Genomic DNA, 25,751 nt, shown 5'->3' on the forward strand with positions numbered 1-25,751 from the left:
GATATTTCCAACCCAACCACCGCTAAATGGAGTTCATTCACTGAAGTTCAAACATGCTCTAAAAATAGACGGTTCCGTTCGGTTCCATCAAGCGATTCCCGCAGAATCGCGGAAAACCGTAGCGGCAGAAAATTTTCTGCCGCTACTAAAAAAATCAGGCGTTTGATGGCCAATTGATTAATTCACGAAACAGCCTGGCGCTAAACCGTGCCGGGGAGCAAAAGTTTCCGGCGAGCAGGGCCGACGTGAAATGCCGACAAAAAAAGGCCGTCCTCCCGGGAGGGAGAACGGCCTGTCTTTAGAGAAAGAGTAGGGGGCCTACTCTTTGTCGTCGTCTTCGTTACCGCTAAGCTGCTCGCGGAGCTGCTCGAAGGCAGACAGATCACCCAGCGTAGAGCGTTCGATGCTCGCGGAGGTTTTCTGGATGGCCTTGCGGGTAGTTTCACGCTCTTCACGACGCTCGCGCTGTACCTGATCTTTGGCTTCGCGGCGGATGTCGTTAACGTAGCGGCTGTGGCTGACCGTGAGACGCTTGGCGTCGCGATCAAACTCGATCACCTTCACCGTCAGCGTTTCGTCTACCTCAGCGATCGTACCGTCTTCCTTACGCATCAACTTGATGGGAGCGTAAGCTTCCAGTCCGTAGGGCATCTGTACGATGGCGCCACGGTCGTCTTTGCGGAGTACGGTTGCTTCGTGGTAGCTGCCCTCGGGGAATACCGTTTCGAAGGTATCCCAGGGGTTCTCTTCCAGTTGCTTGTGGCCGAGTGACATCTTGCGGTTCTCCTCGTCTACGTCGAGTACCACCACGTCGATGTTGGCACCAACTTTGGTAAACTCAGAGGGGTGCCCGAAGCGCTTGGTCCAGGAAAGGTCGCTGATGTGAATCATGCCACCGATTCCTTCGTCCAGCTCAACGAATACGCCGTAGGGAGTAAGGTTCTTGACCTTTCCGGTGTGACGGCTCTCCAGCGGGAAGAGGGATTCGATCTTGCTCCAGGGGTCAGCTTGCAGCTGCTTGATGGAGAGCGACATCTTGCGGTCCTCGCGGTCGATGGTAACCACTTTGGCCTTCTTGGTCTCGCCGACCTGGAAGTACTCACGGGCGTTGATGGGCTGGTTGCTCCAGCTTACTTCGCTTACGTGTACCAGACCTTCAACACCGGGCTGGATTTCGAGGAAGGCACCGTAGTCTTCAATGTTGACCACTTTACCCTCGATCTCGCTGCCTTCGGTGATGCCTTCGTCCAGCACCTCCCATGGGTGGGGCTGAAGCTGCTTAAGGCCAAGGCTGATCCGCTTCTTGTTCTCGTCGAAGTCAAGTACGGCAACGTTAACCTTCTGGTTAAGCTCGAGCACGTCGGAGGGGTGGTTGATCCGTCCCCAGCTGATGTCGGTAATGTAAAGCAGACCGTCTACGCCACCAAGGTCGAGGAACGCACCGAAATCGGTGATGTTCTTGACGATACCTTCCAGTACCTGACCCCGCTCGAGGCTGGCGATGATGGCTTCCCGCTGCTCGGCCAGGTCGCTCTCGATGAGCGCTTTGTGCGAAACAACGGCGTTCTTGATCGTCTCGTTGATCTTGACGACCTTGAATTCCATGGTCTTACCCACGTAGGCATCGTAGTCCACGATGGGCTTGATGTCGATCTGTGAACCGGGAAGGAAGGTTTCCAGTCCGCCACAGTCGGCGATCAGACCACCCTTGGTCTTGCTGATTACCTTACCGGTGATCACGGTACCGTTGGCGTAAGAATCGCGGATACGATCCCAGGCGCGGAGGAGCTTGGCCTTGCGGCGGCTCAGTACGAGCTGACCTTTTTCGTCTTCCTGCTGCTCAACGTACACTTCAACGGTGTCGCCAACTTCCAGCTCCTGGTCGCGGAATTCTGAAAGGGGCAGCAGACCGTCGCTCTTGTAGTTCAGGTCGAGGATTACGTCGCCGTCCACGATGCTGGACACCTTGGCGGACATGATCTCAGCTTCCTGAATGTTGGTCATGGAGTCAGCGTACTGCTTCTCCAGGGCCGCACGTTCTTCGGCGGAGTAACGGCTGTCGGACTTTGCCGTCATGTCCCAGTTGAAGTCGTCATGGGCAGAACCGGTAGCACCGCTGGTGTCTTCTTCTTCGATTTCAACACCTTCTTCCTTGACTTCTTCGGTCAGAGCAACTTCTACTTTGGAGGCATCCTTACGGATTACTTTCGCGGTAGATTTTACTTCTTCTTCCTCCTCCTCTTCGTCGCTGTCGTCTTCGTCAGCGTCGTCACTGGAGTCGGTAACGGCCTCGGTAACTTCTTCCACTACTTCAGCAGCGGCTTCGGTTACCTCCTCAACGACCTCTTCCACCTTTTCGGCGGCAGCTTCGGCGGCTTCGGTTACGGCACCGACTACCTCACCTGCTTTTTCGGCAGCGGCTTCGAGTACGGTTTCCTCATTGTCAGTTTCGGGAGTCTCTGGCGTAGCGTCGGTCGCCGGAGTTTCTTCGGATTGACCTTCGATGGTCTTATCCTTGTCATCATCCTGCATCATAGGGATGATAAATTTTAAAAGGTTAATTAACCAAGCTGCTTCGGGGGCAGCCTTTCCCCACTTTCGCCGACGGTGCGGCTAAAGCCGCGCAAAGGTACGGCTTTTTTTATTCTTGTGCAGAGAAATTTTTAGAAAAGAAAAACCCGATACGGGCGTCCGTATCGGGTCTTCAGTGAGGTTGGGAGCGGATTCGAACCGCCGTAGCAGGTTTTGCAGACCTGAGCCTAGCCACTCGGCCACCCAACCAGCGGGTGCGCAAAAGTAGGACGGAGTTTTGCGATACGCAACACTTTGCCCCGTTTTTTATTGACGCACGCAGTTAACGTTTAGTCATACCCAAAGGTTGCGTGCCTGCTTACCGGATTAAATTTATCGTTCCGCCGGTCTCCCGTTCCCGACCGTCGCTCAGTACATAACGCAAAACGAACAGGTAGGTGCCGGAAGAAGCAAGCTGGCCGTTGTGTTCGCCGTTCCACCCCTCCGCGGGGTTCTGGGTGAAGAAGACCAGCCCTCCCCACCGATCGTAAATGAGCAGTTCGTAACCGGCCGTTTCGGGCGGGGAGGAGAACTGTGGCAGAAATACCGTGTTCTCGGCCCGCTGGGCGTTGGGGCTAAAGGCGTTGGGGAGGTAGACCGAGGGATCCGGGCTGACGCAAACCACGTTGGATAAGAAGCTGACCGTAGGCACCGGACCCGTTCCCGTTGGCTGGTAATTGATCCGCAGCTGGTAACAAAGTTGATTCCCGCCAGACAGAAAATCATCGCTGTAATCACTGGCCGTGAGGCCGGTGATGAGGGGAATGAACATGGCACCTGCGCCCGCGCCCGGATCACCTTCCGCCCGGAATAGGTCATACGTCACCGTTCCGTCCAGTTCATTGGGTAGCGGGCTCCACGTCAGTAAATTCTGGCCCGGAAATACTTCCCGGCCCCGCAAAAAGACGAGCCGAACGGGATTGGTGATTTCCTCCCGGCCACAATTGTCCAGGATCCGCAGCCGAAAGGTTGCTTCGTCGGAATAGGCCGGAGCCGGGTCCACGGTCACCCGTCCGCCGGTCCCGAAGAGGGAACCGGTCAGGAGGAGCGCCGAGGTTTGCCCGTTGGGTTCCGTAATCAGCAGTTCCGCCTCCGCATTGGTGGGTTGCACCTGATCGTCCTGAAAGTATAGCGTAAGGCCACCCGTGGGTTGCGCTTCAATGCCGTACAGCTCAAAGGGGCGGGCGGGCTGATCGATGGCAACCGTCGTGCAGGCCTCGACCGTCCGGGCCCTTTCTCCACCCACGGCCTGATTGGCCGTGAGGTAGAAGCAAAGATTTTCCCCGTCGTTGGCACTCTGGTAGTCTACGGTGGTGGCGTTGGGCGGGAAGGTGCCCGCAGCACTAAAGGGCCCTCCATTGACCGATACAAAAAGCTCCAGGGCCGAGGCCGGATCGTACTGCGCCAGGGACGCCTGATCGACGGTAAGGGTAACCGTACTCTCACAGCCCGTGCCCCCCATGGCACTCAGACCGACCGGGCTGACGATCTCCCCCTGGGGACTGTCGTTGCCGCAGGGGTCAAGGGCCACGAGCCGGAAGGTCCGCTCCTCGGCCGGGGGATCGCCCGGATTGATCGGAATCAGAAAATTGGTCGCGTTAAAGACGGTATCAATGGGCGTAACGGAAGAAGGCGTCACCTCGAATATGATGTAGGCATTCACTTCCGGAGAAGGGGAGGCGTCCCAGTCCATGAGAATTCCTCCCGCCTCCACGCTCAGGAAATTGATGCTGGGGGGTAGGGGAATGCGGTTGTTCAGGGTATCACTGTTCTCCACGGTGACGCCCGGACAATCGTAGCGGTAGCGGAGATAATAATACCGTAGCAGGCCTCCGGGGTTGGCGTCGCGGTAGTTCACCGCGTTGGGGTCGGTCAGGGTCGCCAACAACGTAAAGGGGCCGTTGGGGGTGTCCGCGCGGAAGATTTCAATGGCCTCAAAGGCTCCGCAGTTGCTCGTAGTATTGTTCCAGTTCAGCACGTCGTCTCCGGCGTCTGCCTGGGTGCAGAGAAAGTCCGGAGCGGGTATCTGGGCACTCAGGGGGATACTCGTTCCGAGGAGGCCAAATAATGCGATCAGGCTGATGAATAGCTTTTGCACCGGTAAACGTTTCGGAGATTATGCACTGGGATGACGCTAACGTAGGGCCGGACCGGGGAGGGTCTTCGGGGAACCCCGACCATACGTTACTTTAAGGTGGAACACCTATAACGGCCAACCGTTGTGCCTCCGTACGTTAATCCGCTACATTATTGCTCCTCTTCGGCGTCGGCGGTCGCTTCCAGGTCTTCCAGCAACTGAATGGGCTCCGAGAACATTTGTTCAAGCGTTTCCTGCACCCGCTGTTTCCGGTAAGCACTGCGCCGGAAATCATCCTTAACCGCCCGCTTGTTGCTGTCGGTGACGAAAGTTTCCAGGGGGCCCGTGATCGTGTAGTAGACGTTGAAAAAGCCATTCCGGCGGGCGCGCAAAATTTCCAGGTCGCCGTCGTGCCGTCCGATCTTATTGGCGACTACCTGCCCGGCGTTGACCTTCACGTAGTAATCCAGGTAGTTGTTGAAGGTGTGACTTCCACTGATCTCCAGGTTGATGGCACTGGACTGGATGAACATGGCCGGAATGTAAATGGTCTGGTCCACGATTTCAAAGAAGTTTTCGAGTCGCGTAAACCGAACCCGTTCCAGGTCGCCAGCCTTGAGGGCGAAGGCAAATTGCTCCAGCATCTCAAAGTCCTTCAGCTCGCCTTCTTCGATGCCGATACCCGCCAGCACCTTCAGTTTGTCGTAGTCCAGGGCACCGGTTTCGTCGAAGTAGGCTTCAATGTAGAGCCTTGCGTCCATGTCTCCTTCCAGGTTGTCGGCAGTGATCACCTCCTGCCCGAAGTTTTCGGATTGCCGGAAGAATTTCTCCACGTCAATACCCGTGGCCCGAATGCGGCCCTCCACCCACTGTACTTCCTGGAAGTAGACCTCTCCGTCCAATTTCAGTTCTCCGTCCATGGCCTGGGTGATGCCCCGGACGTCGAGCTGCCGGGGAGTGAAGATCAGCTGACCGATGAAGTCTTCACCCTCAATCTCGGCGTAGTTCCAGGCGTCTACTTCCGCCTCAAACCGCCCCCGTAGCAGGTCCGTAATGGTGGCACGGCGCTCCATGCTTTTGGCCAGGAGACTGTCCGTCGTGCCGGAAGCCTCGGCTTCTTCCCGCTCCGTGTCGGTGGGGCCGGCCAGGGCCAGCAATTCGTCAATGTCGACGGACGAACCGGTGAGGGTGGCCTCAAATTCCAGTTCCGCGTCCTGGGAGTTCAGGGAATCCGCAAAGAGGACCGGAATCAGGTTTTTCGCCTGTCCGGTAATGGCAATTTCGGTACCCGGGGCCTCGAAGAGAAAGTTGTCCAGCACCATTTCGTTATCCTTCAATTCCAGACTTCCTCCGGGGAAGTAGAGGTCTCTTTCGTTGATGGTCAATTCCCCGTCGTCGAAAGAGAGCTTTCCGCCGGCGGAGACGGATCCCATGCGCCGGGGGCGCAGCATGTCCTCGTAGCGCCCTTCGATGCGCAGGTTTTCAATCCGCACGAAGCCGTCACTATCCGTGATGCTTTCCCGATCCATGAAGGCAGTGATGGCCGTCAGGGGGATACTGCCGTCGGCGGTAAAGCGCACCCTGGGGTCTTCCAGATCTTCCACGTAGAGGGACAGGGTAAAGGGCTGTCGTTTAAACACCCCGGTGAGTTCTTCAATGGCGAAGGTCTGGAGCTGCCGCCCTTCGGCGTAGGAAAAGCTGGCCCGGAGGTTGAGGTCTTTGGCGCCAAGGTTCATCCGCGGACTGCCCAGCCTGCCGTCCGTGAAGTTCAGGGTTCCGTTCATGCGGGGGTAGCGGGTGTTGGTCCAGGCACCCGTAATGGTTCCGGCCAGGCTGAGTTGTCCGCGGGTTTCCAGTTCCTCGAAATTGCCGGCGTAGGCCGGCGGAATCAGGGCGAGTACGTCATCAAGATTTCCGGACTCACTTTCCACCCGTAGGTCCATATCCAGGCCGTCCTCGGTGGGGGAGAGCGTTCCGACGACGGAAAAGGCCAGGTCACCGGCCTCGCACTTCAGGGGGGCAAAAACGTAGCTGCCGTCCACGTTGTTGACCTTGGTGTCGGCTTCCAGGCTTAGTCGCTGTTGGTCTAGGTACCGCTGTCCGTCCTGATCGATGTATTTGACGTCCAGCGTCGCTTCGGTGGTGAGAAGGTACAGGTCCGATCCGAAGTCGCCGTTGAAGGTTGCTTCCTCCACGGTAAAGAAGGCGTCGGTATTGAGCTGGTCGTCCTGATAAACCACGTCGACGTTGTACAGCTGCGCTCCGGCGATGGCAAATTCCGTCCCCGCATCGGTTTCTTCTTCGGCCCGGGCGGCATCCCCCACGCTGGTGTAGCCCATGATCTGATAGTTGCCGTTGCCGTCGACGTCGACAAAAAGCTGCAGACTGCCTTCTTCGATGACGACTTCCTCGACCCTGATTTTGCCGAAAAGGCTGCCGAGATCCAGCAGGCAGCGAACGTGGGCGGCCTGCAGCAATTCGCTGCCGTCGCTTCCCTCCACCTCAACGCCCTCCAGGTCTACCGACAGGTTCGGAAAGGAGCCCAGCAATCCGATGTCGTAGCGGTCGATCTGGATTTCGGTGGGGAATCGCTTATTGAGCGAATTCACCACGCCCCGGGCGATGGACCCGCCGAGAAACTGAACGACCAGTAAGGGAAGAACGACCAGGAGGAGCAGGACAATTCCCGCGATTTTGGCGTAGCGCATAGCAAAAGGAGTTCGAGGGGATGGGTAAAATACGATAATACCCCTGTCCGTATTACCCGATCAATCCGGGATTTACGGAAAGGATATGCGTCGTTTTCCTTGGAACGCTCCGTTGGGGAGGATGTGCACTCGAACCGATCCTTTTATTTTCTGTGGCCCCGGCGGGCGGGTGCCGACGGGAGCCCAAAGGGGCCGTGATCAGCCGGCTAGAGGGCAAAATCGGGGACCAGGCTCATTAATTTTCTCAGCTTCTCGCGCCGGGGTTCCGTCAGGGGAACAAGGGGAACCCGAAGGTAGTTACCGCAAAGGCCCAGCATGGACATGGCCGCCTTGATGCCCACGGGATTGCCCTCCACGTACAGGAGGGGGTGGATGTCCAGCAAATCGAAGTTGAGCTGGCGGGCGCGCACAAAGTCGCTGCGGAGCGCAGCGTTGATCATTTCGCTAAAGTGCCGCGGCATCGCGTTGGCGATTACGCTGATACCTCCATGGGCGCCCATGGCGATCATGGCGGCCGTCAGGGGGTCTTCCCCCGACAGTACCCCGAAGCGTTCCGGACGGTGCTTGAGGATTTCTACCGCCTGCGGGAGGCGGCCACTGGCTTCCTTAACGGCGACAAAATTTTCGGAGGCCTCCGCCAGGCGGAGGATGGTTTCGGGCAGGACATTGCTGCTGGTGCGGCCGGGAACATTGTAAATGATCACCGGCAGCGGACTGGCGTCCGCCACCCGCATGAAGTGCTGGTATATGCCTTCCTGCGGGGGCTTGCTGTAGGCCGGACTGCTGGACATGATGCCCGCCACCCCGTCGAAATTGTAATTTTTGATGCCCCGGATGAGCTTATCCGTGTAGTTCCCCCCGAAGAACCCCGCCACTACCGGCACGCGTTCGTCTACTTTCCGGATGGTGAAATCCAGGATCGTGCGGCACTCCTCGGCGCTGAGGGTAATGGCTTCGCCGGTGGTGCCCAGGCAAACCACGTAGTCTACCCCTCCCTCAATGACGTAGTCAATGATGTTACCCAGGGCGGGATAATCCACGGTGAAGTCGGCCTTAAAGGGCGTGATCAGTGCCACGCCGGTACCGCTGAATCTAGGAAGTTGCTGGTGCATTCGTAAAACTGAAAATGCGTTCGATGGCCATCAGTTGGTCCCGCGGACGTTCCTGTTCACTGGCATCGAATTGTAAATGGTATGGATTGGGGTAGGGGCCGTTGGCGATCGGGCCGACTTTAAGGCCGGCGGGCTTGATCGCCGCCAGGTAGTCTAACACGGGATGGGAAGACGGGCCGAGGCGGATCAGGATATCCACGGACTGATCCAGGAAAGCCTTTACGGAATCCCCCTGGGGAATTCCGTACCAGTTCAGGTCCTTAACGCTGAGGGCATTGAAGTCAAAACTGGCTCCACCAACGTCCTGCTGGAAAAAGCCAAGGACTTCAATTTTCCGCTTCGGGCTTTTGGTCCGGTCGCGCCATTTGTCGACGTCCTTGCGGAACTCCGAGGTATCCGACGGAAATACAATGGCGATACGGTGGGCCCGCTCCGGGTGGGGCGGTTGCCCGGCGGAAGACGGCTGTTTACTCTCACCGGCGTCCCGGTTGAATCGGCGGAGGAAGAGTTTGTCCTTTATGTCGTTCAGAAAAGACATGGCGCCTAGTCCGCGTTGGCTACCTGCCCGATGGAGGCATATTTAGCAATGCGGTTTTCGATTACCTTGTCGATGTCCTGGTCCTGAAGGCTGGCAATGGCCTTTTTCAGTTGCCGCTTGAGCGTCTTGGCCATGTCTTCGGGATTGGCGTGCGCTCCTCCCTGCGGTTCTTTGACGATTTCGTCAATAATGCCAAACTCGGCCATGTCGTCGGCGGTGAGTTTCAGCGCGTCGGCGGCCTGCTCTTTATAATCCCAGCTACGCCACAAAATACTACTACAGCTTTCCGGAGAGATCACGGAATACCAGGTGTTTTCCAGCATCATGACGTGGTCGCCCAGGCCAATGCCGATGGCTCCGCCACTCGCACCTTCTCCGATGACCGCACAGATGATGGGCACCCGCAGCTGCGCCATCTCGAAGAGGTTACGGGCGATGGCCTCGGCCTGCCCCCGTTCCTCCGCCTCAATGCCGGGGTAGGCCCCCGGCGTGTCGATCAGGCAAACGACCGGAAATCCGAAGCGCTCGGCCAGTTTCATCAGCCGCAGCGCCTTACGGTAACCTTCGGGGTTCGCCATGCCGAAATTGCGGTACTGCCGCATTTTGGTGTTGACGCCCTTCTGATGACCGAGAATGACGACGGTCTGGCCGTCCATGTTGCCAATGCCGCCGACGATGGCCTTGTCGTCACCGTAGTAGCGGTCTCCGTGCAATTCGACAAACTTACGGCACATCTGCTCAATGTAGAACAGTGTATACGGACGCTCGGGATGACGGGAGAGCTGTACTTTCTGCCACCCCGTGAGGTTGTTGTAGATGTCCCGTCGTGTCTGTTTTATACGTGCCTCGAGGTCCTGGATGGTATCTTTCATGTCTACCACCCCATCCTCTTCTAACTGCTGAAGCTTCTCCAGTTGCTCGTAAAGTTTTTCTAGGGGTTTCTCAAATTCGAGAAATACCATCGTGACTTTTGGTTTTGATCAGGAGTGCAAAGGTAGTGGCAAATGGCCTGAAAAAGTGTTATTCACGCCAGTTGCTACAGTTTTTACACTGCCGAAACTTAAGAAATGTGGGTAGGTGTGCGGCTACACAGAGATAATCATCTCTCCGGCCGTGCGGAAAAAAAGCATTCCCCGCCAGGGAGTCCTATCGCAGTTGTACGTTGGCGGACCCCAGGAGCCCCAGGTCGGTGAAGATCTGGGCCCGGTAGAATCCGGCGGCTAATTTGACGTCCAATTCGTGCGTAAAGCTGATGCGCTGGGTGCGCTCCACGTTAACGTCGCGGCCCTCCAGTGCGATCAAATCCATTTCCGCGCCGTTGACGATGACCTTGGCCCTGACCGGGTTCTGGGAAACAACGGGGGTGCCGGACTGGTCGGTCAGGACGAGGTAGATCGGGCGGACGCCCAGGAATTCACTGGGAACGTCCACGAGGTCAAAACTGACGTTCATGCGCTTCACCCGACTGGCGTCGGAGGTTACTTTCGTTCCCTTGTTGCCCCGGAACATATCCACCTGAATGGCGGTCGCCTTAAAGGCGCCCAGGGTCATGCGTTCGATTTCGGCCTCCATGCTTTTGGTCATGGTCTCCAGGTTATCGGCCTTCTTTTCAAAGTTGTAGGCCTGGGTCTTGGCTTCGCTGAGGTCGCGGCGCAGGGTCACGTTGTCCTTGCGCAGCTGATCGTTTTCGGCCCTGAGTTCACTGATGCTCCGCTCCAGGGTCGCCCGGGTTTGGATCAGGTCCTCAATCTGCACCCGCATCTGGTAGGCGACCTCGTTGTCGTTTCTGCGTGACTTTTGCGCCTGCCGCATATCGTAGAGGGCGCGTTTAGCCTGGTCCTGTGCTTCGGCCAGCTGCCCCTGTAGTTCGACGTTGTCCGCCGCCGCCGCTTCGTAGGCGGTGCCGAGGCTGTCTACCTCCCGGGTAAGCTTGTCCCGAAGGAGGGAAAGTTGATCGACCTCCTCGCTCATCTGGGCGTTGGCTTCGGTAAGCTTACTGTTGTTACTGAGGCCCCAGAATAGAGATCCCAGGAAGAGAAGACCCAGGATAATGGCGATGGCGGTGAGCGTGCGTTTGTTCATCGTTGGTTTGATTTACGCTGCAAAGAACGGGAATTGCTCGCAATCCTTGTACTGCACGCTGCTTTTTGGCAAAATTCCGGCACCTGCTCCGCCAAAAAAATTGCGTTCCGCCCTACAGCCATTTACGTCGGCGGAACCAGTAAAGCATGCCGAAAATGATCAGGGACATGAAGCCCCAGAGAACGAAGTAACCGTAGCGGTATTCCAATTCGGGGATGCGCACGAAATTCATGCCGTAAACGCCGGTCAGGAAGCCCAGGGGGATAAAAATGGTCGACACTACCGTCAGGGTCTGCATTACGCTGTTCATCCGAAAGCTGATCTCACTTACGTACAGGTCATACAGGCCATTGGTTACGTCCCGGTAGGTTTCGACCAGGTCGGAAATTTGGATGATGTGGTCCTTGAGGTCCCGGGCGTACAGCTGCGTTTCCTCGGAAATCAGGTGATGATCGGACTGGGCAAACTGCTGCACCATTTCCCGCAGCGGACTGATGTTTTTGCGCATGGCGAGCATCGCCAGCCGCAGGTCGTGAAGTTGCCGCTTGGTTGCCGGCTGGGGCTCGGTGAGGATGGTCCCTTCCAGTTGGTCCAGACTACTCTCCACGCTGTCCAGCACGGTAAAGTAGCGGTCGGCAATGTTGTCCACCAGGGCGTAGGCCAGGTAGTCGGCGGGACGTTTGCGGATTCTGCCGCCCGCCGTTTCCAGTCGCCTGCGTACCTCCGCAAAAAGGTCGTCGCTGTCTTCCTGAAAGGTGAGCACCACTCCTTTCGTGAGGTAAATGGACACTTGCTCTACCTCCAGGTCACGGGTTTCCGGCCGGAAAAGGAAGGCCTTCAGCTGCATCAGCACCCCATCCTCGTAGACCTCCAATTTAGGGCGTTGCTGCACGTCCAGAATGTCTTCCATCGCCAGGGGGTGGATGTTGTACTTCTTGCCCAGTTCCTCGATGATGTCCACCCGGTGAAGGCCCCGGACGTCGTACCAGGTAATGTTATCCTCAATGTCATCTATCGGTGGAATGGCGTCGGCTACCATCTGAGAGTTGAAGTAGTCGAACTCGTATTCACTCAGGTGAACGTGCACCTGCTCCACCTCCTGTTTGCCGGTGTAAATCAGACTTCCCGGAGGGGCCCCGCTGGCCTTCCGGGGAAGCAATTGTCTTTCTCCCTGAGACCGAAGAATTTTGGTGATGCGCATAAGTTTGGGTTTTGGACGAGGAGGGGCCCGGGAGCCGAGCGGGAAAATATTTTGTAGCGGAAGGCCACGGAAATTTGCCCACGGAGTGGCGGATAGATGCCGGGGCGCGAGCGCAGGTGCAGCGTAAAATCCGGCCGGCCGTGGTCCACAATATAAAAAGCACCGGATATGCGCTGCATACCCGGTGCTTCTTTCTGGTAGGAATCGGCGGGAATTACCGGCTGATCACCAGTTTGCCACTCACGCTTTCCCGGTCAGCGGAGATCAGGTAGTGGTAGGCGCCGTTCGGCAGGCCCAGGAGATCGAGCCGGATCTGGTGTGCTCCCGCGGAGAACATCTGCCGCCGCTCCATGACCGGTCGGCCAAGCGCGTCCAGTAACCGGAGGTTAACGGCACTTTCGGTGGGCAGGTCGAACCGGAGGTCAACGAATTCTTTCGCGGGATTGGGCTGCGCCGGATACACCCGGAATGCAAGCGCGTCCGGCGTACGAATCTCCGTTAATTCCGGAGTCAGTGGTCGGTACTGTCCGTCGTAAGCTTCGGCGGAAAGCCCGCCCTGGCGGAAGGTGATTACTTCAGACGGGTTGCGACTGGCCCGCAGAGCGCGGAGGCGCAGGCGCAGGACGGGGGTTTCCGGCCTAAGGAGACGGGGCGTACCCTCCGAACTGAACCAGCTTACCATCAGGTCGCCGGTCCGATCCTGGCCAAATTGCGGTTCTTCCAGGGCAATGCCCTCAACTTCCACGAGCTCATATCCCGGAGCAATGGCGAGTTGGCCCTGCAGCGACACGAGGTCGGCGGCGGTCTCCAGGTGGAGGAAGAGGTCAAAGGCTTCACCACGGTTGACGGAGCGGGGCAGCTCGTAACGCAGGGGAAGCGTGCCGGAAGCACGACCCACGTCGGCGTCGGCCAGGATGTCGCCGGTTTTGATACCGGTGAACATCACCATCGTATCTCCCTCCAGCACAAATTCTGCCCGCCGTGGGGCGGGGAAGACGTTGCTGCGATCCCAGTCCTGGGGGAATTCATGCGATTGGGGGACGAAGGCCCATGGCTGACAGCCGGGGATTTCCGTCAGGTCCCCGATCAGGAGGCGCTGGAGCAGGAAGAGGTCCAGGTTGCTGAAGCTCTGGCTGCAGTTAACGTCCAGCCCCACCACCTGCATGGGGTGGTAAATCTGGGGTACATCGTATCCCAGCAGGTACCGCTGCCCCAAAAAGATTTCGAAGGTGGACAACCCATTGCGCGGATCACCTTCCCGGACGGGTTCGATGTAGTACATCCGGTCCAGGCCAAGGCCAGTCAGCGTAGTGGGAATACCTACCTCGTTCTCGGGGAGGGTCGCCACGTAGGTCCCACCGGGCTCCGAGAGTTGGAATTCGGTATTCTCGATCACCTCGTCATCCATGGTGTAGGCCATGGAGCTGATGATTCCCAGGCTGTTTTCCGTTACGGTAACGAATCCGGGCAGGTAGTTCACGGCGCGCAGCACCGGAACGCCGTCGGTCACGGAGCTGATCTCCAGACTGACCGGGGCATCCGCCAGCAGAATTTCGGAAGTGCCCAGGGTCGTGCCTAAATCAAGTTGAATGAAGAACAGCACGGTAACGTTGTCGTGGAGGTCAATGCCTTCGGCGTCGCCAGCCACAAAGGTGAAGCTCTGGTTGTCGGGGTTGTACTGAGGTAAAATGGCGCCGGCAGTCACGCCGGTGATCGTTGCCAGATCGGGTAATTCCAGGCTAAAGGTACCGGCAATGGTAGCGAGATTATCTGCTCCCTGCAGCGCCACGGGAATGCTTACCGAATTACCCACGGAGCCACTGCCCCCGCCGATGATGAGCTGAAGACTGCCCGCGTCACTGATTTGAATTTCCCGGCAAACGGTCAGCGGGCCACAGTCGTTCTCGGCCGTCAGGCAGACGTTATAGGTGCCGGAATTGTCGTACACGTGAATGGGTTCTTCTTCCTCGGAAGTGTTGCCGTCGCCGAAGTCCCAGCTGTAGTTGCCCGGAGAGCTGTTGTTCTCCAGCAGCAGCGCCAGGCCATCAGCTTCGTAGGAGAAATTGATCTCGGGCAGGTCACCCGTTCCACCGCCGACGAGCCCCCGGAACGTCATCTCGTTACACCCATCGCTACTCCAGGCACGGAGCATGTAATCTCCCGGGGGAGCGGGGATGTACAGGTCTTCCGTAACGTCGAGGAATTGCTCCTGAATCGGACCGGAGACGACCACCCGGTAGGGAGGGGCCCCGGCAATAAAATCGACGTAAAAGCCGCTGCTGTCGCAGCTGTTGTCAATACGGAGGTCAAAGAGGTCTGCATTGGTGGGCTGGACGACGATGTTTTCCATGTCCATGCATCCCGTAGCATCGGTGACCTTGATTTTGTATTCGCAGGGCATCCGGTCGAAGAGTTCAAACTCTCTTTCGGTGGTCGTGAAGGTGGTATCCACGACGTCATCGCATAAGCGGAAAACCTCCACCAGGAAGGGAGGGACTCCACCGTTAATGTCATTCCACAGTTGGTTGAGCTGGTTACAGTCGTTAAAGATCAGTGAAGTCACCAGGTCCAGGTCCGTAGTCGTATTGTTGATGGTGAACTGGTTGGTTTCGATGCAACCCAGACTGTCACTCAGGAATACCGTGTAGTCTCCGCTGGGCAGGTTGTCCCGGAAGTAGGTGGTGTCCGTGGTCACGATGCTGTCGGAAACGGGGCCGTTGTACACAATGGTGAAGGGGGGCGTTCCGCGCAGAATGTCCACCGTGAAGCTGCCCAGCTCGTTACATTCTCCGGAGATGGCGGTCAGGTCGTACAGGTCAACCGGAGCGGGGAATACGGTTACCGTGTCCATCACCATACAGCCGGCCGCATCGGTTACGATGATTTTGTAGTCGCAGGGGGGCAGGTCAAAGAGCTCGAAGCCCACGTCTCCCGTAACGAAATCCATCAGGGTGGTTCCGTCACAAAGTCGGATGACTTCAATGGCGTAGGGACCCGTACCGTTAAAAATATCGATCCAGATCTGGTTGTACTGGCCACATTCATTGTAGATCAGGGCTGCACTCAGTTCCAGATCGTTGGTGGTTTCTTCCAGTACGACGGTTTCCGTCTCGGTACAGTCGTTGGCGTCCGTAATCACCAGGGTGTAGGTTCCCGGCGGAGCGTCGTTAATGGACAGCTGGGTGCCATTAACGGTGTTGTTGCCGGAAATCGGGCCGGTGTAGACTACTTCAAAGGGAGGAGTGCCCCGGATGAAGTTCAGGTCAATGCGCCCGTCTTCCCCACAGGGACCACTAACGGGAGTGACGTTGACCAGGTTGGGGTCACCACCTTCTACGGTAGTTGTGGTCATCACCATGCACCCCTGTGCGTCGGTGACGATCACCTTGTATTCACATTCCTCCAGGTCGAATAATTCGAATTCGATACCCTCAATGGTGAAAACCGTATCGACTGTATTGTCACAAAGCCGGATGACTTCCACGGTGTACGGACCAACCCCACCGGAAATGTCGTTCCAGAGTTGATTGTACTGGCCGCATTCATTATTGATCAGTGCCGTGCTCAGATCCAGATCACTGGGGAGATCATTAACCGTAACCACTTCCGTTTCGGTACATCCGTTGACGTCCGTTACCGTAATTGTATAGGTGCCGGCGGGCAGGGGCATGATGGTGTAGTCACCGTCCTGGTCGGTAACTTGCCCGTTTACCGGTCCGGAGTAGGTGATGTCGTAGGGGCCTTCGGCCGTGCTGTTCATGACAAATACCCGGATGCTGCCGTCTTGTCCGCAGATTCCGTCGGCGGGAATGGCGTTAAACAGCTGGTAGGGGTAGACGGTAACCGTTTCCATGGTCATACATCCCGAGGCATCGGTTACGATGATTTTGTAATCACAGGGAATGACGTCAAAAATTTCGAAGCCGGCATTGATGACCTCCACGTCAATTTCTTCATTGTCACACAGTCTGATGACTTCCACCGTGTAGGGGCCGATGCCACCCTCGATGTCGTTCCAGATTTGGTCCGGTGCTCCACAGTCATCGGTGACCAGGCTGGAAATGATTTCCAGGTTTCCTCCATTGTTGAGGGTAACCGTTTGGGTGTCTTCACACCCGTCGGCGTTGGTCAGGGTAAAGGTATAGGTGCCCGCCGGTGCATCCAGTACACTGTAGGTCTGGGCGGCCAGGTTTACACTTCCGGAGATGGGGCCCGTCCAGTTAATGAAGTAGGGGTCGTCTCCCCCCGTTACCTCCAGGTCAATCCTGCCCAAGCCGTCGCAGGCACCGTTTCTCGGGGTCAGGACCAGCAGGCCGGCGTCGGGATCGACGTTGACCGTAACGGAGGTCGTGACGGTACATCCATTGGCGTCGGTAACGGCAATGGTGTAGGTGCAGTTGGGTAGGTTCAGGAGATCGAAGGTCGCGTCGATGGAGGAGAAGCTGCGGTTTTGGCCAGGACAGCTTGCCGTAACCTCGACGGTGTAGGGGCCCGTGCTACCGGAGATGTCCGTGCGGATGTTGTCCAGTTGGTCACAATCGTTGGCGAAGAGGTAGCTGTGGACGTTAGCCTCCACGAGTCCGCCGTTAATGGTGGTGCTGTAAGTCGATGAACATCCACTAAAGTCCGTGGCGGTAAAGGTGTAGCTGCCCGGGGGCAGGTCAATGGTGCCGGTACCGTTACCTCCGACAACAATGCTACCGTCTACCGTTCCGGTATAGGTAATGGTGTAGTTGGGGGTGCCTCCGCTGATGATGAAACTCAGGGTGGAGGGATTGTCCCCGCAGGCAACCTGACTTTGGTTGATCGAAAAGTCTAGTGCTCCACCGTTGTCTTCCACAAAGGCAGTAATGGAACGGTCGCATCCCGCCGCATCCCAAATTGAGAAGGTATAGCTTCCGGCGGGCAATCCGTTCAGGACGGTGATGGCCTCCGAAGTATTTACCGTACCCGATTGCGGGCCGAAGTAATTGATGGTATAGGGCGGCGTGCCGTTGCTGATGTTCACCCGGGCAGCACCGGGAGAAGAGCAGTTGGCGGGCGTAGTGGATACCTGGGCTTCGAGTCCGGCATCGGGCACCAGCACGTGCTCCTGGAAGGTACACCCGAGTGCGTCGGTGAGGGTGAAGACGTAAGCACCGGGCAACAGGTTCCGAATCCGGAAATTATAGCCATTCACGGTCGTGGAACCGGAAACAGGACCAGACAATTGCACGTGGAAAGGAAGGGCGCCGTGGTCATTACGGACCACAATTTCTCCCAGGCTACCGTCACAACCCGCGGGTTCTGCCCACACTTCCACGTCGAGGTTGCCGCCGGCTTGCCCCACGGTAGCATGATCCGTAAAGGTGCAACCGTTGGCGTCGACAATGGTGACCGTATAGGTGCCGGCCGGCAGGGGAGCAATGCCAAAGCTGGTTTGACTGGTGGTCAGCGTTGCGTTGGCGGCTCCACTTAGGTAAACCGTGAAGGGAGCCGTGCCACCATTGAGGGTAACACCAATCCGGCCCTCCACGCCGCAACCCGCGTCGGTGGGGTCCAGATGACCGGAGAGGCCTCCCGTCCCGGCGCTGATCGTAAACTGAAACTCCAGTTGACAGCCGTTACAGTCCTCCACGTAAACCGTATAGGTGCCGGGAGGAAGGTGGGTGAAATTGAATACGCCGTTATGGCTAATGGCACTCCGGCAAACCGGGCCTACGTAATGGGCCGTGTAACTGGGGTGGCCACCAAACACCTGGAATTGATAGCTACCGGAGGTCTGTCCGCAACCCGTGCCGGTATTGCTGATTTCCTGGTAGCTCAGCTGGCAGTCGGAAGAACAATCTACCGTGAGTGTGTAGTCGGAGATGGCTCCGTTATAGCCGTCAACCACCACGAAGTAGGTTCCGGCGGGTAGTACCTTGGAAATTTGTTCGGCCTGGGTTCCGGGGTTTTGGCTGTAGGCCAGCCCGCTGCCCCGGTCACATTCACTCAGCAGGAACAGCTCCAGGTTGGCCGAAAGACCACTGAGCAGGATGTTGACCGGTCCACTTTCCGTGGTCGTGAAGGTGTGAATGATTTCCGGTCCGTTATTTTCGACGTTAAGGGTGTTGCCGATGGTGTAGGTGCTTACGTCATCGTTCCCTCCGGCATTATTACCATTGTAGGGCACCCCGCAACTGAGGGGAACCCGGTCACTGCAGTCCAGGTATCCACAGCTGATCTCCAGGCGGTAGTTACCGCCCGGACCGGGATGTTGCTGATCCACCACGATGTAGTAGGTGCCGTTGGGGGCATCTTCGAGTACAATGCCCTCATTGTTGGTCTGGGTATTGGAGGTCGTACTGGCGCCAAGTACCTGATAGTTGTTACAATCTCCGGATAGCAGGAAAATATCCATGTCCAGTCCGGGCGTCATGATTTCCAGGCCAATCTGGAGGTCACCGGCAGAGGTTTTTTGGAAGGTGTATACCCGGTCGGGGCCCAGCATTTGCACACTGGTGCCTCCGGGGTAACTGGTGATCTGGTTGCCGGCGCCAACGGTGGTTTCGTGGGGGAGATAGTCACCGCAATGAATGATGGTGGCTTCCTCACACCAGTCGGAGGAGCCGTTACACGGACCGGTGGTGTATGACTGCACTCCGGCCGCATCCGCGTAGCAGGCGTTGATGTAGGTCGTTCCGTTACAACCACAAACAAAGTTGGTTTCGGTACCACAATCGTCGGTGTCCGTGATGGCTCCCGGGTCAATACAGCCGGTGTTACAGCCCCCAGCCGTGTAGGACCGAACCCCCGCGGCCTCGGCCGCACAGGCATTGGCGTAGGTGGCGCCGTCGCAACCGCAAACCGGGTCGTATTGCTCCGTACACTGAAAGCTGATCTGGCCGTTGGCGAGGTTCAGGCTGGTACCACTGCTGACGACGATGAGGTTCGGGTCGTAGCAGCTACGGTCTTCGGGATTACAGATCCCGGGGGTATACATGGTGACGCCCGCGGCCTCGGCCGCGCACGCATTAGCGTAGGTCACTCCGTTGAACCCGCACACCGGAGCGTAGGCGTCCGGGCAGTTGGCTCCCGGGTCCATGGTAGCCGGGTCCAGTCCGGGGTGCCAGCAGGCCCCCGCCGTGTAGGAGGTGACGCCCGCAGCTTCCGCAAAGCAGCTGTTCAGGTAGGTATTTCCGTCAATGCCACACACAGGACTGACGGAGAAGGAACAGGACGCATCAGAGGATAAGTCAACCGTGGTGGTGGCCACCCGATAACTGTTCATGGCAGCGTCATAAAGAACCAGACTGTCAATGGTAATGAAGGCATTGTTCAGGGAGCTGAGGTCCAGGTTGTCCGGTAACGGAAGGCGAATTCTGGAGATGGGAGCGAGCAGCACCCGGTTTTCGTGATTGTAGGCCGTAATCGTGACGTCCATCTGCTGGGCGCTGCTGTCGATACGCAGCCACTCCAGGATGCCAGCAGCATTTTGACTGGGGCCCTTGGCCATCCGGCGGGCTTCGGTGCTGAAGTCGGACAGCAGACCCGCAGAGAAACTGGCGTGAAAGCTGATGCCGTGGAAGAAGGCAAAGTCCTCGGATTCCCGTCCGGCAATGTCCACGTCCAGCAGGAGCTCATTACCGCTGGCCGTGAGCTGAATACCGGCGGGGTTGAGGCTGAGGGTGGCAGCGTGATTACCCGAAGAGTCGGGGAGCTGATAGATGTGATCAGGTTGGGCGCCAGCGCGGGTGCGGTCTTGGTTGGCAACGAGCCCAATTAGGTCAGCGGCCGAGACCGTTCCGTCACCATCAATATCACCGTAGGCAAAATTGTGGTCGCCCGGATAATTATCCGTCCAGGGGGATCCCATGGGCTGGGCGGTCCACTGAATGGAGGCTCCGGGGCGCTTTTCTCCCCGCGCGCCGTAGGCGTGCGCCCAATACAATAAATCAATACCATCGATGCTGCCGTTATCGCTAATGTCTCCGGGCCAGATTACAGAATCCTGGGCGGAAAGGGTTATGGAGGTGAGCGTTAATAGCGCAAAGAGGAAACCAGACGTAAACTTGCTTTGCATAGTGTCAGTTGATGGGATGTGTGGTACGGGTATATCCGTTGGCGCGTCCATCCGTTACGGATTTCCCCGGCCAAGTTGCTTTTAGGTTGCCTTTTTCAATACGAGAGGTAAGCGTGTGATGTTCGGTCCAGCTATGCGCCGCATAACGACAAAAAAAATCCCTCGATGGGACGGAATGCTCCGTATTTAGTCACGAAGTCAGTAAACAAAAGTCAGACCTAAAGATAAGGGCTTCTGAGGGAGGGCGAGGCATAATCTTCCCGAAATCTACCTTACGTAAAGTTTTCCCTACCGTTTCCCGGAAAAACGCTTCGGTCTTTAATTCGGGAGCCGCCCCCCGACCGGGCAGCCACCCGCAATCCCACTACCTGGCCTCCGGAATAAGCGTTGCACCTGCACGCCGTTGCCAAAGGCTAGTCGCACAAGCACGCCGCGGCATTGTCAGACAATCAGCGATCCCGACGCGCTTAGCGACCACCGAAGGGAGCTGCGAAGCAAAACTCGGGACCGTTGCCGGGGGCTAGTCGCGTAAACCCTCCGGGCGCCGAAAAACTTCCCAGGGGAGATCGACCTCATTCGCCCTGATGAGGGCGGGGCAGAGCACGGAGGTGCAGTCAGGGAAACGGAGTGGCGGGCTTGTCCTATATTTATGCAGCACTAAAGCACTGCGAAAAACCACCCATCATGCAAAGACGAACTTTTCTTCGGAATACCTCAAAAACGGGCCTCGGCCTCGGCCTGATTGGCACCCTCGGATACCTGGGATGCGGAACGAACGCGGAAGCCGAAATGGCGGATGCCGAAAGCGAGGCGACCACGGAAGCCGACGCGGCCGCCGAGCTGTGGTTCAACATCAGCCTGGCCCAGTGGAGCCTCCACAAGACCTTCTTTGCCGGAGAACTGGACAACCTCGACTTCGCCAAAATCGCCCGCGAGCGCTACGATATCGGGGGCGTCGAATACGTCAACCAGTTCTTCGCGGATAAGGCACAAGACATGACCTACCTCGGGGAAATGAAGCAGCGGGCGGCGGACCACGATGTCCAGTCCCTGCTGATCATGGTGGACCGGGAAGGAAACCTCGGAGACACGGACGCGGCCGCCAGAATGCAGGCCGTGGAAAACCACTACAAATGGGTGGACGCCGCCAAGTTTTTGGGGTGCCACAGCATCCGGGTGAACGCCGCCGGGCAGGGTACAGCCGAAGAAGTCGCCAAAGCCGCTACGGAGGGACTGGCCAAGCTCTCCGAATACGGAAAACAGGCCGACATCAACGTCATCGTGGAAAACCACGGGGGATACAGCAGCGACGGCAGCTGGCTGGCGGGCGTCATTGCCGCTACGGGCATGGACAATTGCGGCACGCTGCCCGACTTCGGCAATTTCTGCATGGAGCGCGGGGAAGACGGCTGCGCCAAAATGTACGATCGTTACCAGGGCATTACCGAGTTAATGCCCTACGCCAAGGCGGTTTCCGCCAAGTCCCACAACTTTGGTCCCGACGGCTACGAGCGCGACAGTGACTACCACCGAATCCTTAAGATCGTGAAGGACGCGGGCTACACCGGCTGGATCGGCATCGAATATGAGGGCAGCGGACTGAGTGAGGATGAGGGCATCAAGGCCACCAAGAAGCTGTTGGAAATGGCCGGACGGGAAGTGGGGTAGACACCGGCTACTTCCGGAAAATATCACTTAACGGCAGTAGTGTAACGCACCCGCAGATGGAGGTATTAAAGTCCAGCACGGTGTGCGTGCCACCTACTATATTTGTTATCCATGCCCGCTAATTCAGAATTATACGAGAAGGTCAGTGAACTGATCGCCGAAAACAAGATCAATTCGGCCATTGAGCTGCTGCAGGAAGAGTTGCCGCGCCTGAAGGATTCCGGTGCCGACCACTACCACGCGGCCCTGTTGCTGATGCAGGATTTCAACGACATCCAGCAACGGAAAATCAACGGCTTGCTGGTGGCCGAAGCCGAAGACCGTGCCTTCTCCCTGCGCCTGCTGGAATTTGCCCGTGGACTGAAGATCGGCCGCAACGTTCCGCCCCCGCCACCCCCCAGTCCGGACCCCCTGCGCGTGGCCCAACCGGCCTACGCCTCCACGCCGCAGCGGGGGCCATCGGGCAAGAGTGGCCCTTCCGTGGGGCAGGTATTACTTTACGTGCTGGCCGCCCTCGGCGGCCTGGTGGTGATTGGCCTACTGGTGCAGGGTGAAGAGGACGATCCGGGAACTCAAGCCCTATCGGCTTACGAAGCTCCCGCTTCGGTGACCACTACGCCCCCCGCCAGCACCACGGAGGTGGAGCCCGAACCCCGCCCGCAACGGGAAACCACTCCGGCACCGGCTCAGCGGGAGACGACCCCGCCTCCGGCCCAACGGGTGCAGGAACGTACCCCCGCTCCCCGTCAGAAAACGGCTCTGGAGCAACTGGGGGGGACCGTCTGGTATCACAGCGAATTATCATTAGTTCGCTTTTCGGCCGACGGAACGATCGGGGATTACCTAAACGGCCTAGGCGGCTTCGCCTACGTCGGCCAGGAGCCCGGCGGGGCTATCTACGGCAACTGGGTCAATACCGCTACGGGCCTGACGGGCACTTTCCGCATTGAGCCGCCCTTTACCGACGACGAAATCGTGATGCAGAGCCGGGACGTCTTCGGGAACGAGTTCGCCTATTTGCTCACCCGCCAGTAGGGGTAAAAGAAAAGCCCTTTTTGCGGTACGGCGATCCGTATGCTCCGCAAAAAGGGCTATTTTTCGTAAGGCCGATCCCTGGTGGATCAACCGCCGGGCGTCCCCGTAGTCACGTTGATTATTTTCCGGTGGGCATTTCCTGTTGCCCCAACCATCCCGTATCGAAGTTGCCTTCCCGGAAGTCGGGCTGCTGCATGAGCCACTGGTGGAAGGGCACTGTGGTTTTCACGCCTTCGATGATGAATTCATCCAGCGCCCGCTCCATCTTGGTGATGGCTTCTTCCCGGGTCGGGGCCCTGACGATTAATTTGGCGATCATACTGTCGTAGTAGGGAGGGATGGTGTAGCCCGCGTAAACGTGGGTGTCCACCCGTACCCCATGTCCCTTGGAGGAGTGGAAGCTGGAAATTTTACCGGGACTGGGACGGAATTCATTCCAGGGGTCCTCGGCGTTGATCCGGCATTCAATGGCGTGTCCTTTGGGGTAGTAGTTGCTGCCGGAGAGGTGCTCTCCGTAGGCAATCTTGATCTGCTCCTTGATCAGGTCATGGTCAATCACCTCCTCCGTGACCGGGTGCTCTACCTGAATCCGGGTGTTCATTTCCATGAAGTAAAAGTTACGGTCGGCGTCCACCAGGAATTCTACCGTCCCTACACCTTCGTAGTTGATGGCTTTTCCCGCCTGGATGGCGGCCTCGCCCATCCGTTCCCGCAGCTCGTCGGTCATGAAGGGGCTGGGGCATTCTTCCACCAGTTTCTGGTGACGGCGCTGCACGGAGCAGTCCCGTTCACTAAGGTGAATGACCTTCCCATACTGGTCGCCGATGACCTGAATCTCGATGTGGCGGGGTTCTACGATGTATTTCTCCATGTAGATACCGTCGTTCCCGAAGGCGGCCTTGGCTTCCGCGCGGGCGCTGTCCCAGGCCGCCACGAAGTCTTCTTCCCGCTTGATGATGCGCATCCCCTTACCACCGCCACCGGCGGTGGCCTTGATCATTACGGGGTAGCCCATCTCCTTGGCCTGTGCCATGCCGTCTTCGGGGCCCTTGAGGAGCTCTCCGTTACCCGGTACTACGGGGACGCCCGCCTTGATCATGGTGTCTTTGGCGGTGATCTTGTCGCCCATCTGCCGAATTTGCTCGGGGCGGGGACCAATGAACTTGATGCCGTACTCTTCACAGACCTCGGCAAAGTCGGCGTTCTCAGACAGGAAGCCGTAGCCGGGGTGAACGGCGTCGGCGTTAGTGATTTCTACCGCCGCCATGATCTTGGGGATGCTCAGGTAGCTATCCGTGGAGGAGGGCGGACCGATACAGACCGCCTCGTCGGCAAAGCGGACGTGGAGGCTCTCTCGGTCGGCGGTGGAATAAATCGCTACGGTCTTGATGCCCATTTCCCGACAGGTACGGATAATGCGCAGCGCGATTTCGCCGCGATTGGCGATGAGGATTTTTTTGAACTTCTCAGCCATACGGGGGCAGTATTTCAATAGTCGGGACGTGCCTTATGGATAAAGCACGACACCGAAAATTTGACGAATTGAAAAGAAATCAGGTCGTGGTGTTCACTCCTCGCTTAGGAGGGATCGACCAGGAAGAGGGGCTGATCGTACTCGATGGGCTGGGCGTCTTCGACCAGCACCTTAACGATCTTTCCGGCCACTTCGGACTCAATTTCGTTGAAGAGCTTCATCGCCTCGACGATGCATACCGTATCTCCCTTGCTGATGGAATCTCCCACCTTTACGTAGGCGTCCTTGTCCGGGGAAGAAGAGCGATAGAAGGTTCCGATCATGGGAGATTTGATCTCCACGTACTTGCTTTCATCACTGGCGGCGGCAGCGGGTGCGGCGGCGGGCGCAGGTGCCGCGACTGTTGGTGCGGGAGCCGGCGCGGCGGGTGCTGGTGCGGGAGCAAATCCCGGACTTACGGCGGGGCCGGGCACGTTGATGATCGAGGGGGCGGTAGTTTCGCGGACTCCCGCAGTGTAAGACTTACCCCGGATGTGCAGGGTAATTTCCTTGTTTTTGTACTTAAACTCTGCAAGCTCCGTTTTGGCCACGAGCTTGATCAGATCCTGAATCTCTTTCTGGGTCATGCAGTCTTACTTTTTTACGCGTTCAACGTAGGAATTAGAACGGGTGTCAATTTTGATCATGTCACCGGTATTGATGAACAGGGGGACGCGAATCTCCACTCCCGTTTCTACCGTCGCGGGTTTCAGGGTGTTCGTTGCCGTATCTCCCTTCACGCCCGGCTCGGTGTAAGTTACTTCCATTTCCACATATTGTGGCAGGTCCAGGGTGAGGGGGTTGTCATCTTCGGTATTGAACAAGACGTCCACGGTGTCTCCCTCCCGGAGCATTCCCGGATTGTCGATCATCTTTTCGTTGATCATCGCCTGCTCGTAGGTGTCGGCGTTCATGAAGTGAAAGCCCATGTCGTCCTTGTAGAGGAACTGCATTTTATGGCGCTCCACCCGAACTTCCTCGATCTTATGACCGGCGGGGAAGGTGTGGTCCAGGACGCGTCCCGTGGAAAGGCTTTTGATTTTGGTCCGCACAAATGCAGCACCTTTTCCGGGCTTCACGTGCTGGAACTCTACGATGGTGTAGATGTCGTGGTTGTGGCGGAAGGTAAATCCATTTCGGATATCCGAAGAACTGGCCATTATATATGGTTTAGCGGGTCTAAGTACCGATTTACGGTGCCT

At 57.5% G+C, this 25,751-nt stretch carries 14 protein-coding genes and 1 tRNA gene; 2 read left to right on the forward strand and 13 right to left on the reverse strand.

Going from position 1 to position 25,751, the window contains the following annotated elements:
• Positions 1-318 precede the first annotated feature (318 nt).
• The 10 genes from rpsA to E1J53_RS17265 form a co-directional block, all read right to left on the reverse strand.
• Positions 319-2,535, reverse strand: a complete 2,217-nt coding sequence (rpsA, locus tag E1J53_RS17220) for a 30S ribosomal protein S1 (RefSeq protein ID WP_154640229.1) — start codon at positions 2,533-2,535, stop codon at positions 319-321.
• Between the two features lie 175 nt (positions 2,536-2,710).
• Positions 2,711-2,781 (reverse strand) — tRNA-Cys (locus tag E1J53_RS17225).
• Between the two features lie 109 nt (positions 2,782-2,890).
• Positions 2,891-4,669 (reverse strand): gliding motility-associated C-terminal domain-containing protein, encoded by a 1,779-nt coding sequence (locus tag E1J53_RS24710; RefSeq protein ID WP_134271227.1) that lies wholly within the window; start codon positions 4,667-4,669, stop codon positions 2,891-2,893.
• Between the two features lie 149 nt (positions 4,670-4,818).
• Positions 4,819-7,356, reverse strand: coding sequence for an AsmA-like C-terminal region-containing protein (locus E1J53_RS17235; protein WP_134271228.1), 2,538 nt, complete (start codon positions 7,354-7,356; stop codon positions 4,819-4,821).
• 206 nt (positions 7,357-7,562) lie between these two features.
• Positions 7,563-8,468 (reverse strand): 4-hydroxy-tetrahydrodipicolinate synthase, encoded by a 906-nt coding sequence (dapA, locus tag E1J53_RS17240; RefSeq protein ID WP_134271229.1) that lies wholly within the window; start codon positions 8,466-8,468, stop codon positions 7,563-7,565.
• Positions 8,449-9,006 carry a hypothetical protein gene (locus E1J53_RS17245; protein WP_134271230.1) on the reverse strand — a complete coding sequence of 186 codons (558 nt, stop codon included), beginning with the start codon at positions 9,004-9,006 and terminating at the stop codon, positions 8,449-8,451. The genes dapA and E1J53_RS17245 overlap by 20 nt, the downstream gene beginning before the upstream one ends.
• 5 nt (positions 9,007-9,011) lie before the next feature.
• Positions 9,012-9,968, reverse strand: a complete 957-nt coding sequence (locus E1J53_RS17250) for an acetyl-CoA carboxylase carboxyltransferase subunit alpha (RefSeq protein WP_134271231.1) — start codon at positions 9,966-9,968, stop codon at positions 9,012-9,014.
• Between the two features lie 184 nt (positions 9,969-10,152).
• Positions 10,153-11,088 carry a hypothetical protein gene (locus E1J53_RS17255; RefSeq protein WP_134271232.1) on the reverse strand — a complete coding sequence of 312 codons (936 nt, stop codon included), beginning with the start codon at positions 11,086-11,088 and terminating at the stop codon, positions 10,153-10,155.
• 112 nt (positions 11,089-11,200) lie between these two features.
• Positions 11,201-12,289, reverse strand: a complete 1,089-nt coding sequence (gene corA / locus E1J53_RS17260) for a magnesium/cobalt transporter CorA (RefSeq protein ID WP_134271233.1) — start codon at positions 12,287-12,289, stop codon at positions 11,201-11,203.
• A gap of 214 nt (positions 12,290-12,503) precedes the next feature.
• Positions 12,504-20,333, reverse strand: coding sequence for a Kazal-type serine protease inhibitor domain-containing protein (locus tag E1J53_RS17265; RefSeq protein ID WP_173021542.1), 7,830 nt, complete (start codon positions 20,331-20,333; stop codon positions 12,504-12,506).
• A 789-nt stretch (positions 20,334-21,122) separates the two neighbouring features.
• Here E1J53_RS17265 and E1J53_RS17270 point away from each other — a divergent pair.
• Together E1J53_RS17270 and E1J53_RS17275 are read left to right on the forward strand one after the other, a co-directional pair.
• Positions 21,123-22,001 carry a sugar phosphate isomerase/epimerase family protein gene (locus E1J53_RS17270; RefSeq protein ID WP_368671762.1) on the forward strand — a complete coding sequence of 293 codons (879 nt, stop codon included), beginning with the start codon at positions 21,123-21,125 and terminating at the stop codon, positions 21,999-22,001.
• Positions 22,002-22,112: 111 nt separating this feature from the next.
• Complete coding sequence (locus E1J53_RS17275) at positions 22,113-23,036, forward strand: hypothetical protein (protein WP_134271236.1); 924 nt, start codon at positions 22,113-22,115, stop codon at positions 23,034-23,036.
• A gap of 118 nt (positions 23,037-23,154) precedes the next feature.
• On the opposite strand, the gene accC is transcribed toward E1J53_RS17275, so the two are convergent.
• The 3 genes from accC to efp all read right to left on the reverse strand — a co-directional run bounded on the left by accC (position 23,155) and on the right by efp (position 25,709).
• Positions 23,155-24,510 (reverse strand): acetyl-CoA carboxylase biotin carboxylase subunit, encoded by a 1,356-nt coding sequence (accC, locus tag E1J53_RS17280; protein WP_134271237.1) that lies wholly within the window; start codon positions 24,508-24,510, stop codon positions 23,155-23,157.
• 104 nt (positions 24,511-24,614) lie between these two features.
• Positions 24,615-25,136 (reverse strand): acetyl-CoA carboxylase biotin carboxyl carrier protein, encoded by a 522-nt coding sequence (gene accB, locus E1J53_RS17285; RefSeq protein ID WP_134271238.1) that lies wholly within the window; start codon positions 25,134-25,136, stop codon positions 24,615-24,617.
• Between the two features lie 6 nt (positions 25,137-25,142).
• Entirely contained in the window at positions 25,143-25,709 is a 567-nt protein-coding gene (efp, locus tag E1J53_RS17290) for an elongation factor P (RefSeq protein WP_134271239.1), read from the reverse strand.
• Positions 25,710-25,751 lie beyond the last annotated feature (42 nt).

The sequence above is a fragment of the Lewinella sp. W8 genome, assembly GCF_004375085.3.
In the GTDB taxonomy this organism is placed as follows: Bacteria; Bacteroidota; Bacteroidia; order Chitinophagales; family Saprospiraceae; genus Neolewinella.